The following is a 15864-nucleotide window of genomic DNA, read 5'->3' on the forward strand; positions in this document are numbered from 1 at the left end:
GCGCGGTCCGGGGTGGGGCGATATGCCTACGGTCACATGCCGCGCAGGGGCTCCGCATCGGGGCCGGCACCCATTTCCGCAGGCGAAGGCCTCACGGGCCCTCGCGCCCGGTGGCCCCGTGCTCACCTCTTCGACGGCGCAGGAGTGAGGTGAGCCCCTGACCGCTCCTGCGGTGTGACACCTCGAACTCCTGTGTCCGCAGCCCTGTGCCGGCCGGGCTAACGAGAGCCGGCGGACCGAGGCGGGAAGCCGTCGAGATCGCCGTCCTCGGCGGCGACGGCGTGTCCGAGCAGGTGAAGCGGACCCGCTTCGATGCCGACCGCTTCCACGCCCCGCCAATGCGCCAGCGCGAGCCGGGCGTCCACCAGGCCGTGGACCAGGGGGAGTTCCGGGTGCGCCGCGTGGAGCAGGGACTCCAGTCGGCACGAGGCGATCGTGCCGGGAAGCCATGACCGCGCCGCGTACCCCGCCGCGGCGGCCGGCGGCAGCCCCGGAGCCGTACGGCGCTCCACGGACCCGACGGACAGCAGGCCGCCGCCGACGATCAGGACGTCGCGCCGCTCCCGCATCCTGGCCAGGGCCCTCGTGGTGTCGAAGCAGTGCGGGAACGAGTCGTCGACGACGATCGCACCGGCACGGAGTCTCGACACGTCGAGCACCGCGCCGTCCCCGCTCACGGCAGTGACCAGGAGACCGGCCTCGTACACGGCGGCCGGCAGCGTCGGACCGGACTCGTGGACCTCCACGTTCCGCGCCAGACCGCGAGCGACCAGGTTCGCCGCCAGGTTTCGCAGCCGTGGCGCGCTGCCCGCCACGTCGCACAGGAGCAGCCGGGCGGGCGGCTCGGACGCGAGCGTCAGGAGCAGTTCCAGGGACGAGCTGCCGATGGAGCCCAGGCCGGCCACGGCGACGACGAGGTCGCCGAGTTCACGTTCCGTCCGGGCGAGCGCGGCGTGAACGGTCTTGACCACGGACACCGCTGTCGCCGCGTGCCCGGTCGTGAGGGCCGTCGGGGTGTCCGTCTCGCGCAGGACGCCGAAGCCGTACGCGGTGAGGGACGGGATCATGCCCGCGAGCGAGACGCAGCGCGCACCGAGCGACGACGCGTACTCGACGGCTCGGGCCGTGCGGGCATCGAGATCGGACGTCGACGCGAGCTCGTCGGCGAACAGCGGAAGGCAGACGAATCCGGACCGGCCCAGAGGCGTGCTGATCTCCTCCACGAGTCGCGGGCGCCCGTCGGGGAAGAGCAGTCGGCGGAGCTGTTCACGCGACGCCGCCTCGGCGGCCGGTCCATCGGGCGAGCCGGGCGGGGCGAGCGAGCCGAGCGGGGCGAGCGCGGCGAGCTGACCGGGCGGAGGGAGGTACCCGACGAGCGCGGAGTCCAGGACGCCGACGGCGGGTGTCGGGTCAGGCGCAACCGGCTTCGATCCCTTCTCGACCGCTGTGACGCGCGTGCGTGGCGCGGCGCTCGCGGCTTCCGCGCCGTCCGCGCCGTCTGCTCCGTCCGCTCCGTCCGCGCCGTCGGTCATGGCGCTCCTCAAAGCGCTGCTGAAAGAGGCGAAGGCCGACTCGTCGGGGAAGGCGGCGGCGGACGCGCGCAGCGTCACCCTCAGTTCCCCTTCGCCGACCGGCCGCACCGCCAGGAACGTGTCCGTGCCCACGGGAGGCGGCGCGAGGACGGCGTCACCGTCGTCCCACCTCACGCTCAGCGTGTCGCCGCTCAGCGGACCGAGGGCCGAGAAGTCCAGGAAGGTGAAGAAGAACTGGGCGGCCGGCGGCAGCCCGCCGTCCCTCGGGAGCGCGTGGACTCCTTGCGTACGGGCCGCCTCGACCTCGTCCACCACCGCACGCAGGTCCTCGGCGAACGTGCGGTCCACCTGCCCCTCACCGGGCGGCGGGCCCGGCCGCACCGGTACGGCTGCGGCGTACGGGCCGAACACCAGGTGGGCGTCGGGCTGTGCCTCGTCGCGACCGGAGACGGCGAGGCCGAGGATCAGATCCTCCTGACCTGTCCGGGCGGCCAGCGTGCGGTAGTACGCGGTGAGGACGGGTGCGAAGAGCGTCGTACCCGCTGAGGCGGCGATCCGGCGCAGCGTCGCGACCCGGCCCGCGTCCAGGGTGAACCCGGTGGAGTGGTACGGATGTGCCGTACGGTCCGTGTCGGGCGTCGCGGTCCCGGCGTGCGCCCCGAGGGCCGGGCGACGATAGGGCGCGTCGAGCCGGGCTCTGACGCTGCTGCCGGACGCCATGCGTTCCTGATGGGTCACGTGGTCCCGGAAGGTGCCGCGCAGCGGCGGGAGTTCGGCGGGCTCGCCCCGTACGACACGGTCGTAGACGGCGAGCAGCTCCCGGCCGAGCAGCGCCACGCTGTAGCCGTCGCCGATCAGGTGGTGGGCGTGGACGACGAGCGCGTGTTCGTCGGGAGCGAGGGTGAGCAGCCGCAGTCGCAGCAGCGGCCATGCCCAGGACTCGAAGCGGCGCGCTCGTTCCTCGGCGATCCGTGACGCGAGGAGGCCGGGTCCGGCGAGGGTCTCGAAGTCGACCGGGAGCCGCAGGGCGGGCGGAAGTTCCTGCTGGACCGGCGGGCGTGTGCCGGCGGGGAACACGGTCCGCAGCATCGGATGGCGTACGACGCAGGCGTCGACGGCCCGCTGGAACGCCTCGGGTCGCAGGGGTCCGTCGACCCGCAGACAGGCGAGCCATGCCGTGGGGGAGCCGGGTGCCATGGCCTCGGCGAGGAGGAAGCCGCGCTGGGAGGGGGCGAGGGGGAACGGGGAAGGGCTCTGTGTCCGTACGTCGTCCTGGGCAAGCCGGCCCTCGCTGCCGACGGATCCGTCGTCGAGTCGGTGGTCGAGTCGGTGGTCGAGTCGGTGGTCGAGTCGGTCGTCGGGTTCTTCGGCGGATCGGACGTCGGTTCGGACGTCGGTTCGGTCGACGGCGGCGGTGTCGACGGCGGTGCTGTCGATCGCGGCGGCGAGGGCGGCCAGTGTGCGATGGTCGTACACGACCGTGGGCCGGGGCAGGACCTGGATCTCCTCCCGCAGCCGCGCGAACACCTGGAGGACGAGCAGGGAGTCGCCACCCGACGCGAAGAAGTCGTCCTCGCGCCGGATCTCCTCCCTGTCGAGGAGCTCGGACCAGACACGGGCCAGCAGGACTTCGGTCGGCGTCACCGGGAGCGTCCCCGGCGCCGTGGCGCCCGCGGGCTCCTCAGGGTCGGTGGCGGACGCGGACGCGGACACGGACACGGACGGGGAAGCGGAGGCAGGCACGGACGGGGACGCCGACGCGGGCAGGGACACGGGCACGGGTGCCGTCAGCCGGGCGCGGTCGATCTTCCCGGTCCCCGTGAGGGGGAGCTCGTCGACGAGGTGGATCCGGGCCGGAAGCATGTACTCCGGCAGCGTCCGCGCCAGATGGGCGCGCAGCGCCGTGGAATCCTGCGTCGCGACGCCCGGCCGGCACTGGACGAAGGCACTCAGCCGCTCGTCACGGTGCACCACGGCGGCACGGGCGACCGCCGGATGCGTCAGCAGCACCGACTCGATCTCGCCCGGTTCCACCCGGTGCCCGCGGACCTTCACCTGGTCGTCGAGCCGTCCGAGGAACTCCAGCACACCGTCTCCGTCGCGCCGGACCCGGTCGCCGCTGCGATACCAGCGGCGCCCGTCGCGCTCGGTGAACGCGGCGGACGTCAGCTCCGGTTCGTGCAGATAGCCGGGTGTGAGCCCCACGCCGGCGATGAGCAGCTCGCCTGGCTCACCCGGTGCGCAGTGCCGCCCGTCGGCCGCCACCACGTCGACCTCCGTGCCGGTGAGAGGCGTGCCGATGGGCAGCATCCGTACGTCGTCGGCGGGGCGGCCGTCGATGATGTGGAACGTGGCGTTGATGGTGGCCTCGGTGGGCCCGTACAGATTGGCGATCCGGTGTCCGGGCCCGAACAGGTCGTACCAGCGGCGCACATGGGCGGGCGGGAGCGCCTCGCCGCCGACGTGGATCCAGCGCAGGGCCGACAGGTCCGGCGCCGGCCCGCCGTCCCGTACCCGGGTCTCGGCGGCCTCGAGGAGCCGGGACCACAGGCTCGGGACCGAACTCCACACCGATATCCGGGCCTGCTCGACCCGGTCGAGCAGTGCTTCGGGATCCCGGAGCAGCTGCCGGGGCAGGGTGACCACCGTGGCCCCGACCAGCAGCGGCGCGAGGAGCTGTCGTACCGACGCGTCGAAGCACGGCGATGCCGTCTGAGCGAGCCGGTCACCCTCGCCGTACTCGAACGTGGCCAGCGCCCAGTCGAGGTAGTTGGTCATCGAGCGACGGGTGATCGGTACCGCCTTCGGGCGCCCGGTGGAGCCGGAGGTGAAGATCACGTACGCCAGGGAGTCGGGGCTGGAAGCCGCCGGAGGCTCCGCACTGTCGGACCATGCTGCGCACGGCGCGGCAGGAGCGGCAGGAGCGGACGGCGGGCGGTCCACCGGCTCGTCGACCGGGACGAGCGTGATGCCCGCGGCCGCGGCGAGTTCCGTCGCCGCCGCGCCGGTCGGCGCATGGCAGACGAGAGCGCGGGTACGGGACCGCTCCAGCTGGTCGGTCAGGCGCGCCGCGGGATGGGCGGCGTCCAGCGGCACCCAGCCCGCACCGGCGCGCAGGATGCCGACCACACCCGCCACGGTGTCGCCGCCAGGCTCGGTCAGAAGCCCCACCAGGTCACCCGGGGCGACGCCGCGGGCGCGCAGCCGGGAGGCGAGGGCGCCGGATGCCCGGTCCAGTTCGGCGTAGGTCAGGACGCCCCCGTCGCCGGTGTCGACGGCCACCGCGTCCGGCGTGGTCCGGAACTGCGCGCTGAGGCGGGCGACGATGTCCGGGCGCACGCCCGACGGCTGATCCGCGAGGGTGTGGGCGGGAGTGGGGGAGGCCGGAACAGGTGGTGCGATCGCCTGCGCGACGTCAGTGAGTTCGGCGACGTGTTCGCGGGCCAGCCGCGCGATCGTGGTCCGGTCGAACAGCCTGGCCGGGAAGTTCCACGAGAAGGACAGCGCCCCGTCGGACTCCCAGCACAGCAGGCTGAGCCGGGTGGCGGCGGAGGCCGTTCCGGCTGAGGTCGGGCGGACCTCGACCGGGCAGTCGGGGTCGAGGGAGACAGGGAAGCGCGCGAAGCTGAACGACGCGGGTCCTGCCGTACGCGGTCCCGCCCCGTCCGCCGGCAGGAGCCGGGCGAGATCCAGACTTGTGAGCCGGCCGTGCCGCTCGGCCTCGGGCCACGCGTCGCGCAGCCGTGCCGCGAGCGCGTGCAGCGAGTCGTCCGGGCCGACGCGGACAGGGACCGGAAGGGTGTCGGCCAGCGGCCCGACGAGCCGGTCGATTCCGGGCAGCCTGGTCTCGCGGCGGGCCCGCGCGACGTTGACGGACACGTCCTCCCGGTCGCCGCCCCACCGGGACAGGCAGCGCGCGTAGGCCGCGAGCAGCAGGTGGAACAGGGACACGTCGTGTGCGGCGGCCACCTCGCGCAGCGCGGCCGACAGTTCGGGGCCGGGGGCCACCTGGTGGGCGAGGAGCGGGGGTTCGGGGAGTCCGAGCGGATCGCCGTCGTACGGCAGCGCGAGCGGTTCGCCCCTGCGGGCGAGCACGTCATGCCAGTACGCCCGGTCCTCGGCGAGGGCGGCCTCCGACCGTTCCGCCTGTTCGTGCGCGGCGTAGGCGGCGAAGTGCGTGGTGAGCGGGGGGAGTTCCGGTGAGCGCCCCTGCGACAAGGCCGTGTAGAGCGCCCAGAGTTCCTCGCCGAGGATGTTCAGGCTGAAGCCGTCGGCGGCGGCGTGATGCACCACGAGCACGAGACGGGCCGAGCAGGCGGCCCGGGTACGGGCGAGCACCGCGCGGATCGGGGCCTCGGCCGTGAGGTCGAACGGCCGGTTGCACAGGTCCTCTTCGAGCCGCGCCACCTCCTCTTCGACAGGGTGGGAGCCGGGCAGATCACGGACCTCGTACCAGTCGGGCGTTCGACTGTCGTGGCCGTACGCCGGGGTGGCCTGCGTGGGCGCCGCCTGCCCGGGGAGGACCCGGACGCGGAGCATCGGGTGACGGTCGGCGAGCAGGCCCAGCGCCACGCCGAGCAGATCGGGGTCGAGCGGGCCGCGGACGTCCTGTGTCACGTAGCCGTAGGCGGCGACATCGGGGTAGAGCCCGCCCTGGGTGTGGAAGGCGAGCTGGACCGGTGTCAGGGAGAAGGGGACGCCGTCGTCGGCCGCCTCCCTCGCCGCCGGCGCCACGTGATCCTGGGCGGGGGAGCGGTCCTCGGAGTCGAGTTGGCGGGCGAGTTCCCCGAGGGTGCGGTGCTCGAAGAACAACGTGATGGGCAGGGAGCGGTCCAGCTCCTTCTCCAGCCGCTTGACGAGATCGACGGCCATGAGCGAGTCCAGTCCCAGGCCGAGGAGCGGTACGTCGTCACCGAGGTCGTCCGGGGGCACGTGGAGCGCCTCGGACAGCAGCTTTCGCAGGACGCCCGACAGACCGGTCCCGTTCTCGGGGCGAACTCCGCCCGTCTCTTGCGTGTTCGCACGCCCGGTGCCGTCCGCGCCGTCCGCCCCGTTCGAGCCGTCCGCGCGGGCCAAGGGCGGGCTGGGCGTCGTGGGGCCGGGCTGGGCGCTTGGGTACGGGGATACGACGGCGTCGGCCGGGGTCCGTTGCGCGCGGGTACCCGGGTGGCCCAGGTCGGCGACCATCAGCTGGGCGCTGTCGGTGCCGCAGGCGGCGCGCAAGGCCTCCAGCGCCTCGCCGGTGGCCAGCGGCGCGGGCCCTCGTGCGGCACCGGCGTCCAGGGCGGACGTGCCCGTCGCGAGGGGTCCCGTACCGGCGACGGGTCCCGCACCGGCAAGGAGCCCCGTACCAACGACGGGTCCCGTACCGGCGAGGAGCCCCATATCGGCGAACGCCGCGAAGTTGACCGCCTGCCACGGCCGTCCGGCGCTGCGCTCGGCGGCGGCGAAGGCGTCGAGGTAGGCGTTGGCGGCGGCGTAGTCGCCGATCGCCCCCGCCAGGCCCGGCAGCACCGAGGCGACCGAGGAGAACGCCACGCACAGGGCGGGGCGCAGGTCGTGCTCGCGGAGTCCGCGCGCGAGCAGTGCCGTGCCGCGCGTCTTGGCGGCCAGGCCCTCGGCGACCTCCTCGGGCGTCTTGGCCCGCAGCGTGCCGGGCCGGACCACCCCTGCTGCGTGGACCAGCACGTCGAGACGCGGCAGAGCGGCAAGCAGCGCGTCGACGTCGGCCTCGCGGGAGACATCGGCGGCGCGGTAGTCCACGGTGGCGCCGAGCGCCCGGAGTTCGGCGAGCAGCCCGGCGGGCGGCACGCTCGAGCGGCCGGTCAGCACCAGGGTCGGCCGGCCCCGTCCCGCGAGATCACGGGCCAGCGCGCCACCGACCCCTCCGGCGCCCCCGGTGATCAGATACACGCCGTCGGCCGGCAGTACTGCCGGCCGCGACACTGGTTCCGTGGCGACCGGCTCGGCGGTCCGGACCAGGCGTCGCCCGGCCCGCCAGGCGATCGCGGGCGCCGGCCGGCCCTCAGCGCCGCCCGGCGTCGCCGGACGGGCGGCGAGTTCGAGGTCGAGCGCGTCCAGCCGCGCCTCGACCCGGTCCAGGGAGGACAGGTCGATGCTGTGGGCCGCGACACCGGGCAACTCCTCGGGCAGCGCCAGGGTCAGCCCGGTCAGGATCCCCTGCGCGGGGCGCGGGCGTTCCGGCCCGGCACCGGTGACATGGACGTCCTCGGTGACGACGAGCACGCGCGGGGCGTGGCGCGCGAGGTGCGGCAGCAGGTCCTGGAGCCCGGTCACCATGGCGCGGTGCGCCGCGTCGAGCGCGGTGGCGGAGTCCGGCTCCACGGCCGGACCTGCGATGAGCACGGCTGCCGTAGGGGCGGGCGCACCGTCGGGCAGCGGGTCCCCGGCCCCGTCCCCGGCCCGGCGAACCGTGACACCCCGCCCCGTGAGCCGGTCCGCGAACGCGCGGATGAGCGGCGAGTCCGGGCCGGCCAGGAGGACGGTACGCGGCCCGGGGCCGACGGTCAGCGGGGCGTCGTCCCACACGAACCGGTGCAGCAGCGGCCGGGGCTCGGGAGCGGTGGCCGGCCAGTAGCGACGCCGCTGGAAGGGATACGTCGGTACGGAGATCCGGGCCCGGCCGGCGTCCATGGCCGTACGGTCCAGCGGCACGCCCCGCTCCCAGAGCCGGCCCACGGTCTCCAGCAGCCCCCGCGCACCGTCCCGGTTCCCGGCCTCCAGCACGAGCGCCCCGGCTCCGCGCGGGTGCGCCGCCGCGACGGCCTTGACGGGACCGCCCAGGGAGCCGGCGCCGAGCTCGACGAACGTGTCGTAGCCATCGTCGAGGAGGCGGTCCACGGCCGCGCCGAAACGGACCGGCTGCCGGGCGTGGTTCCGCAGATGCGCCGGGTCAGGGACCGGTTGCCACGCGGCGGTGACCGTACTCATCAGCGGCGTCACCGACGGCCGGAGCGCGAGGGCTCCGGCGGCCTCGGCGAGCGGGCCGAGTGCCGGATCCATCAGGGGCGAGTGGAAGGCCCGTGACACCCGGAGCCGGCGTGCCGCGACTCCACGGGCGGACAGCTCGGCGACCGCGCGCTCGACAGCGGCCTCCGTGCCGGCCAGGACGACCTGGTCGGGACCGTTGACCGCGGCCACACTCAGCGCGCCCCGCGCGTCCGCCACCAGGGCGGTCGCCGTCTCCTCGTCGCAGCGCACTGCCGCCATGGCGCCGGGGGCGCACAACTGCGCCATCAGCCGGCCGCGTTCGGCGGCGAACCGTACGGCGTCGGCGAGCGAGAGGGTTCCGGCGACGCACGCGGCGGCGATCTCGCCGACGCTGTGCCCGGCGACCGCGTCCGGCGCGATCCCCCACGCCCGCACCTGGCGGGCGAGCGCGACTCCGTAGGCGACGAGGAGCGGCTGGGCGATGTCGGTTGCGTCGAGCGCGTCGGGTGCCACGTCGGGATCGAGGCACCAGGCGGCGAGACTGCGACCGTTGATCAAACCGGCGTGGTCGGACGCCTCGACGAGCGCTTCCCGGAAGGCGGGTGCGTCCGCGTACAGGTCGCGGGCCTGACCGTGCGGGCGTATGCCCTGTCCCGGCAGGAGGAGGACGAGGCGTGCCCGGGAACGTACGGCGGCGCCGACCGGTATCTCCCCGTCGCGTGCGGCGTCGAGGCGGCCGGCGAGATCGCCGTCGGTGACGACGGCGAGACGATCGGGTCCTTCGTCACGGGCAGAGGCGACCGCGCCGCAGACATCGCCCTCGTCGAGACCGGGGTGCTCGCGCAGGTGGTCGGCGAGACCGGCAGCGGCGGCGCGCAGCCCGTCCACCCCGTGCGCCGACAGGGTGAGCAGCCGTGGACCACTGGACGGCAGTCGGTCCTTCCCGGGCCGGGCGGGTGCCTCCTCCAGTACGGCATGGGCGTTGGTGCCGCCGAAGCCGAACGCGTTGACTCCCGCGACCAGCGGTCCGGGCCCCTCCCAGTCCCGTGCCTCCTCCACGAGGGCGAACCCGGAACCGGCCAGGCCCGGCGCGGTCTCCGCCTGGAGCGGGGACGGCGCCAGGCGCCGATGGCCGAGCGCGAGGACCACCTTCACCAGGCTCGGCATGCCGGCGGCGTTGAGCAGATGCCCGATGTTGGTCTTGACCGAGCCGAGCAACCGGAGCCGCCCGTCGGCGCGCGGCGGAAAGGCGTGCGCCAGCGAGCGCAGCTCCACGGGGTCGCCGATGGGCGTTCCCGTGCCGTGCGCCTCCACGTACGACACGTTCTCGGGGTCGATGCCCGCGTCGCGGTACGCCTGCGTGATGACTTCACGCTGCGTCAGGGGATTGGGCGCCATCAGGCTCAGCGAGCGGCCGTCGTTGTTCACGGCGGTGCCGCGGAGGACCGCGAGGACCGGATCACCGGCTTGTTCCCCTTCGTCGAGACGGGTCAGGACGAGCGCCGCGCCGCCCTCCCCGGGGACGAAACCGTCGGCCGCCGCGCCGAACGCGTGACAGCGGCCGGTCGGGGACAGCGCCTGCGCCTTCTCGAGGAGCGCGTACCCGCTCGGCGTCAGATTGAGGTGTACGCCGCCGACGACCGCGACGTCGCACTCACCGGCCTGGAGGCTGCGGCGCGCCAGGTGCAGCGCGACCAGCGCCGAGGAGCACGCGGTGTCGACCGCGAGCGCGGGACCGGTCAGGTCCAGGCAGTGCGCGACGCGGGCGGCGAGCATGTTGGGGAGGTTCCCGGTCAGCGCGGCGGCAGGCAACTCCGTCTCGCCGCAGGCCTGTTCGAGGACCTTCCGGTAGCCGCTCTCACCGGCCGCGACGAACACCCCCACTCGGCGGCCGTGCCGGCGGGGGCCCGCGTAACCGGCTCGCTCCAGAGCCTCGTGCGCAAGCTCCAGGAGGATCCGCGCCTGGGGATCGCTCGCCACGGCCTCCTCCTCGCCGATGCCGAAGAACCCCGCGTCAAAACCGGCCGGCTCGTCGAGGAACGCGCCCCACCGGGCCTCGCCGTCCGACGGGTCTGCCCAGCGCCCGTCCGGTACGCCGGTGACGGCGTCGTAGCCTTCGACGAGCCTGTCCCAGAACGCCTCCGGCGTGCCGGCACCGGGGAAGCGGCAGGCGAGGCCGGAGACGGCGACCAGAGGGTCGGTGTCACGGTCCGGTTCCGGCCGGGGAGCGCGGGGGCGGGCTTCGTCCCTCCGCGCGCCGTGCGACGGGGAGCCGCCCGCCCATGGGCCGTGCGACGGCCGCCCGTCCGAACTCAGGCTGTCGGAGCCGTCGGAGCTGCCGGAGTTGTCCGAGTCGAGGATCAGCCCGGCGAGCGCGGACACCGTGGCATGGTCGCGTATGTCGGACGGACGCAGCGGTACGCCGAACTCGTCCTCCAGGGCGGCCAGTACCTCCATGGCCTTGACCGACGAGCCCCCGAGTGCGCGGAAGTCGTCGTTCAGCGCGATTTCCCGCACCGGCAGCCCGAGTGCCCGGGCCCAGACACGGAGCACGACCGCCTCGACGTCCCGGCGGGACCGGGGCGCGGGCGACGGTGACGTACCGTCCCGCAGCGCGTGGCTGTCGCCGGGCGCACCGAGGGCCCGCGACCCGCCGTCGCGGCCGGGGTCGGCGGCTTCCGCGCTGTCCGAGTCCGCTGCTGCCGGAGACCCGACCCGCTGTCCCGGCAGGGAGGCAGCCGGTGCCCCCGACAGGGATCGGCCGCCCGCCACCCCTGCGGCCCCCCGCCCCGCGATCTCCGGAAACCCCCCGCCCTCGAAGCGCTCGCGCAGCACCCCGCGCCGGATCTTGCCGCTGGTCGTCCGCGGGAACGCCCGTACGGGCATGGCCAGCACGCGTACGTCGTCGTGCCCCAGGGCCTCGCGGACCCGCCCCGCGACCGCGCGCAGGAGCTCGGAGGGCACGGCGGCAAGGGGTGGCGCGGGCGCCAGGAAGACGACCACCCGCTCGCCGCCGTCCGCCGGATCGGTGGAGCCCACGACCGCGACCGGGCACCGGCCGAGACCCTGGGTGCCCGCGGCCACCTCTTCGAGATCCGCCGCGTGGAACGTACGCCCGTCGACGAAGACGACGTCCTTGGACCGACCGGTCACACAGAGCCGTCCCTCGCGCAGGAACCCCACGTCGCCGGTGCGCAGCCATCCGTCGACGAACGCGCCCGCCGTCGCTTCCGGAGCACGGTGATAACCACGCGCCACCTGCGGGCCCTTGACCTCGATGTGGCCGACCCGACGGTCCTCGACGGCCTCGCCCCCGTCGTCGGTGATCCGCACGGCGCACCCGGGCACGGGGCTGCCCACGTCCATCAGCTCGACCGCGTCCGGGCCGGCCGCGGTGTCCACGGCCCGCCCGCGGCTGAGCGCGGCGCGGTCCAGGGCGAGCGGTCGGGCGACCTCGCCGGGCGGCGGGAAGGTCACGGCCAGCGTGGCCTCGGCGAGGCCGTACACGGGCTGCGGGGCGCCCGCCGCGAGCCCCGTGGGCCGCATCCGCCCGACGAAGGCCCGCCACACGGCCGGGGAGATCGGCTCCGCGCCGACCAGGATCATCCGTACACGCGTCAGGTCGAGACGGGCGAGCGTGTCCTGCGCTACGCGTCGTTCGACGAGGGCCAGGGCGAAGTTGGCGGCCGAGAGCAGGGTCGCCCGGTGGCGGGCTGCCGCCTCCAGCCACCGCGCGGGCCGCTTGGCGAACGTCAGGGGTTCGAGCCGGACTTGCTTGATCCGTGCCGACAGTGGGACGAGGTGGGTGCCGATCAGCCCCATGTCGTGGAAGTACGGCATCCAGGTGGCCACCACGTCCTCGGAGGTGATGCCGGCGGCGGCGCGGATCTGCGCCAGATTGGCCAGCACGGCCGCATGCGTCAGTTCGACCCCCTTGGGCGCCCCCGTACTGCCCGAGGAGAACTGGAGGAACGCCACGTCGTCGGGCGCCCGTTCCGGCAGCAGTCGTGGAGCGGGGTGCTCCCGCAGCCCGTCGAGTGTCAGGGAGCGTACGGGGTGGGGCAGGGCGTCGAGCAGCGGAGCGGTGGCCTCGCCGAAGGCCACCGGCGGCCGGCCGAGGAACTCCCAGACGGGCAGCACCCGCCGTATGTCCGGGGCGAGCGGCACCGGGACGAGTCCGGCGGCGACGGCGCCCCAGAAAAGCGGCAGGAACTCCTCACTCCGATCGGCCGGCAGCACCACATGGCTCCCCGGCGCGAGGCCCGCGGCGAGGAACCCTCCCGCGACACACAGTGAATCGGACAGCAGCGCGCGATGGGTGACGACCCGTTCGCCGCCGTCCCCGTGCACGTGGACGATCCCCTGTCCAGGTGCGGCCTCGGCCGCACCGGACAGCACATCCAGCAACGCTCTTTCGCCGTTTCCCCGCATCGATGCCCCGTGGTCTGCCTGCGGCAGGCCCTCCCACAGCCCGCGAGAGCGACCGCCCGCGGTTCGGTCTGGTCTGCCGCAATGATGACTGATCTTCATCCCGCAGTGCGGCGGGGGGCGGCGGTCACGGCGAAGCGGGCGCGGTGACCTGGGCGATGCGTGCCACAGGTCGCCGGCCCGGTCCCTCGCCCTGCGGAGGGGCTTCCCCGGCGTCAGTTCTTTCGGCCGAGGGCGGCGAGTGCCGGCGCCGAGAGGCGCTCGATCCGGATGGTGAGGCCCCGAGAACGTCGTTCTCGGGGCCGTGGACGGTGCGGATGCCGGCGAGCTGCCGGGCCACGTTCGTGCGGAACGTCACCCGGCGGGCGCCATCGGTCACGAGCCTCTACTAGGAGACTTCCACCTCGTAGAAGCAGAGGTGATCCTTGATCTGTGCGACGGAGTCCTTAGGCTCCGGGTACGCCCACACGAGGTCGGGGGCGTCCGGCAGGGACCAGTAGGACGCCGTCCCCTTGAAGGGGCAGTACGTGTGGGTGTCCGAGGGTGCGAGGAGGTCCAGTCGCACGTCCTCGGGTGGGATGTAGTACCGCACCGGGGAGCCGGTCTCACGCAGCACCAGCGGGCGGTCCGTCTCGGCGAGCACCTGGTCCCCGTGCAGCACGCGCACGCGCCGCTCGCCCTGTTCGATCGTGATCGTGTGTCCATCGGCCATACCCGAACAGCACTCGCCGGGCTCGTCTTGTTCCCGCTCGTTCACGCGCGGGCGGGCCGCATCCCCCGCGGCCGCGAATCCGGCGATCTGCGGGTGAGGGGCATGAGGAGGTCCCGGAGGCAGGTCAGGAAGCGGGCCTCGTGCTCGCGGAGATAGAAGTGGCCGCCGGGGAACATCCTGACGGTGAGAGGTTCCAGGGTGTGGTCCTGCCAGGCGGTGAGGGCCCGCGCGGTCACGCGGTCCGCGGTGCCGGCGAGGACGGTGGTCGGGACCGGCAGAGGTGGGGCCGGGCGGTGGCGGTAGCCGGCGACCAGGCGGAGGTCGGCGCGCAGGGGGCGGGCCACCATGGCGCGCAGCAGACGGGAGTCGATGATCTCCGGGGGGATTCCGCCGTGGCGGTCGGCCACCGCGCGCAGGAGTTCGGCGTCGGAGAGCTGGTCGGGGTCCGTGGTGGTGTGCGGCAGGTGAGGCGCCGGGTAGGCGGACACGACGAGTTCTTCCGGGAGGCGGCGGCCGGTGTCGCGCAACGCCCGGGTCGTTTCGTAGGCGAGCAGGGCGCCGAAGCTGTGGCCGAAGAACGCGTAGGGGCGCCGCGGTACGCCGAATGCGGTCTCGGCGAGCAGAGCGGAGACCAGGCTGTCGATGTCGTCGCCGTCCGGCTCGTGGTGGCGGGGGCCGCGGCCTGGCAGCTGGACCACGTGGAGCTCGACGGACGGCAGCAGATCGGCCCAGCGCATGTACTCGGCCGGGTTTCCGCCGGCGTGCGGGAAGCAGTACAGCTGCGGGGCGCCGGGGCGAGGCGGGCCGGAGAGCAGCCAGGGGCGATGCCGGCTCTTGGTGGCCAAGGCGCTCAGCTCCTTCCGGGCGCGGCCAGGAGACGCTGCGAGAGGTGGGAGAGAAGTTCCTCGGCGCGCTTCTGGAGATAGAAGTGGCCGCCGGGGAGCGGAAGCAGCTCGGCGGTGTTCGACGAGTGGCGGGCCCATTCGCCGGCCGGGCCGGCGGCGTCCTCGTCGTCGGTGCCGTAGGCCACGATCAGCGGTATGTCGAGGGGCTCCGCGGGAGCCGGGCGGTAGGTCTCGATGAGGGTGTAGTCGGCGCGGAGGGCAGGCAGGAGGAGCTCCCGCAGTTCCGGATCTGCGAGCACGGCGCTGTCGGCCGCGCCCATGTCCAGTACGTCGGCGATGATCGCGTCGTCGCCTCGGACGTGGATCGCGTCGCCCGCGAGGAGGCGGTGCGGGGGCGGGGAACCGCTCACGACCAGGCCGGCCGGCCGTACTCCATGGACGTCGGTCAGTACGCGGACGCTCTCGTAGGCGATGGCCGCGCCCATGCTGTGGCCGAAGAGCCACAGAGGGCGGTCCGCGAGGGGAGCGAGAGCGCCCGCGACCTCCCGCGCCATGTCCGCCATGGTGGTGACGACGGGATCGGCGAAGCGTTCGTGGCGGCCGGGGTAGCAGATGGCGAGGGCTTCGATGCGTGAGTCCAGGTGCCGTGGCCAGTCACGGAAGGAGGAGGGGGAGCCTCCGGCGTGGGGCAGGCACACCAGTCGGGCGAGCGGGTCGCGGCCGCGCGGCTCGGCGGCCGCGAGCGGGTGCAGCCAACGCTGGTCGGTCACTGAGGTGTTCCTCTCTCGGTACTGCTGAAGGCGCAGGTCAGGGGTATCGGTGACGCGTTTCGCAGGCTCACCCAGCGGTAGTCGCCCCAGCGGCCGGCCTGCCCGCCGAGAGGCACGTCGAGGCTGAACGCGGGGCCCGCCAAGCCGGTTCCGGCGGCTTTGCCGCACGCTTCCTTCACGGTCCACATCCAGGTGAACTCGCGCGCCCGGTCGGCCGGTGGCAGTGCCGCGAGCTCGTCCCGGCGGGCGGGCACGGACCAGCCGAGCACCTGCTCGGAGACGTCCTGCGGCGGAGTCTGGACGTCGACGCCGACGGCACGGTCGTAGGCCGCGCCGACGGCGCAGGCGTCGGCGACGTGGCTGACACTGATGCACAGCCGTGGGTGTCCGAGGAGGACCGGCCGTCCGAAGGGCGTGTAGCCGATGTCGGCGGCGGCCGCGGCGGGGAAGCGGTCCCGGAGCAGGGCCCGCAGCAGGCCGCGGGTGCGCAGCCGGTCCGTCCGCCTGCGCGGGGGCAGTTGCCGGGCGGCGTCGCGGTCGGCGGCGGTCGTCAACCCGGTGAGCGGGGTGTCCTCGGGGGGTTGGGCCAGGGTCACCCACACACCGGGCCCCACCTCCGTGCGAGG

Annotated in this window: 5 protein-coding genes; all 5 read right to left on the bottom strand. The window is 74.3% G+C overall.

From position 1 onward, the window contains the following. Positions 1 to 218 precede the first annotated feature (218 nt). Positions 219 to 12914, bottom strand: a complete 12696-nt coding sequence (locus tag ACIQMR_RS13655; protein WP_401385580.1) for an amino acid adenylation domain-containing protein — start codon at positions 12912 to 12914, stop codon at positions 219 to 221. Between the two features lie 385 nt (positions 12915 to 13299). Next, positions 13300 to 13623, bottom strand: a complete 324-nt coding sequence (locus ACIQMR_RS13660) for a DUF427 domain-containing protein (RefSeq protein WP_401385581.1) — start codon at positions 13621 to 13623, stop codon at positions 13300 to 13302. Positions 13624 to 13664: 41 nt separating this feature from the next. Beyond that, complete coding sequence (locus tag ACIQMR_RS13665; protein WP_401385582.1) at positions 13665 to 14468, bottom strand: thioesterase II family protein; 804 nt, start codon at positions 14466 to 14468, stop codon at positions 13665 to 13667. A 5-nt stretch (positions 14469 to 14473) separates the two neighbouring features. Beyond that, entirely contained in the window at positions 14474 to 15238 is a 765-nt protein-coding gene (locus ACIQMR_RS13670; RefSeq protein WP_401385583.1) for a thioesterase II family protein, read from the bottom strand. After that, on the bottom strand, positions 15235 to 15834 hold the full coding sequence (locus ACIQMR_RS13675) for a 4'-phosphopantetheinyl transferase family protein (protein ID WP_401385584.1): 600 nt from the start codon (positions 15832 to 15834) through the stop codon (positions 15235 to 15237). Before ACIQMR_RS13675 ends, ACIQMR_RS13670 begins: the two co-directional genes overlap by 4 nt. Positions 15835 to 15864: the final 30 nt, after the last annotated feature.

The organism is Streptomyces sp. NPDC091376, from assembly GCF_044757085.1.
GTDB classification, from domain to species: domain Bacteria; phylum Actinomycetota; class Actinomycetes; order Streptomycetales; family Streptomycetaceae; genus Streptomyces; species Streptomyces pratisoli.